This window comes from Streptomyces diastatochromogenes (assembly GCF_002242805.1).
GTDB lineage: Bacteria > Actinomycetota > Actinomycetes > Streptomycetales > Streptomycetaceae > Streptomyces > Streptomyces diastatochromogenes.
In genome coordinates, this window is record NZ_MCGQ01000086.1 from 1 (window position 1) to 777 (window position 777).

At 70.5% G+C, this 777-nt stretch carries 1 protein-coding gene; it reads left to right on the forward strand.

Annotated features, from left to right (window positions below; all coding sequences use genetic code 11):
* Position 1: 1 nt before the first annotated feature.
* Positions 2 to 777 (forward strand): biotin synthase BioB (gene bioB, locus BEK98_RS45350; RefSeq protein WP_094222680.1); only part of this gene is annotated, 776 nt, incomplete at its 3' end.

The window sequence follows — 777 nt, forward strand, 5'->3', positions numbered from 1 at the left end:
CATGGACCTGCTGAACACGCTGGTGGACAAGGGGCTGCGGCGCGAGCTGCCGACCCGTGAGGAAGCACTCGCCGTGCTCGCCACCTCCGACGACGACCTGCTCGATGTGGTGGCCGCGGCCGGCAAGGTGCGCCGGCACTGGTTCGGGCGACGGGTGAAACTCAACTACCTGGTCAACCTGAAGTCCGGGCTGTGTCCCGAGGACTGCTCCTACTGCTCCCAGCGGCTCGGCTCCAAGGCCGACATCCTCAAGTACACCTGGCTCAAGCCCGACCAGGCCTCCCAGGCCGCCGCCGCGGGCCTGGCCGGCGGCGCCAAGCGGGTCTGCCTGGTGGCCTCCGGGCGCGGCCCGACGGACCGGGACGTGGACCGGGTCTCCGAGACCATCAAGGCGATCAAGGACCAGAACGAGGGCGTCGAGGTGTGCGCCTGCCTCGGTCTGCTCTCCGACGGCCAGGCCGAACGGCTGCGCGAGGCGGGCGCGGACGCCTACAACCACAACCTCAACACCTCCGAGGCCACCTACGGGGACATCACCACCACCCACACGTACGCCGACCGGGTGGACACGGTGCAGAAGGCGCACGCGGCCGGGCTGTCCGCCTGCTCGGGTCTGATCGCGGGCATGGGCGAGAGCGACGAGGACCTGGTGGACGTCGTCCTGTCGCTGCGCGCGCTGGACCCGGACTCCGTTCCGGTGAACTTCCTGATCCCGATGGAGGGCACCCCGCTCGCCGCGGAGTGGCACCTCACCCCGCAGCGCTGCCTGCGCATCCT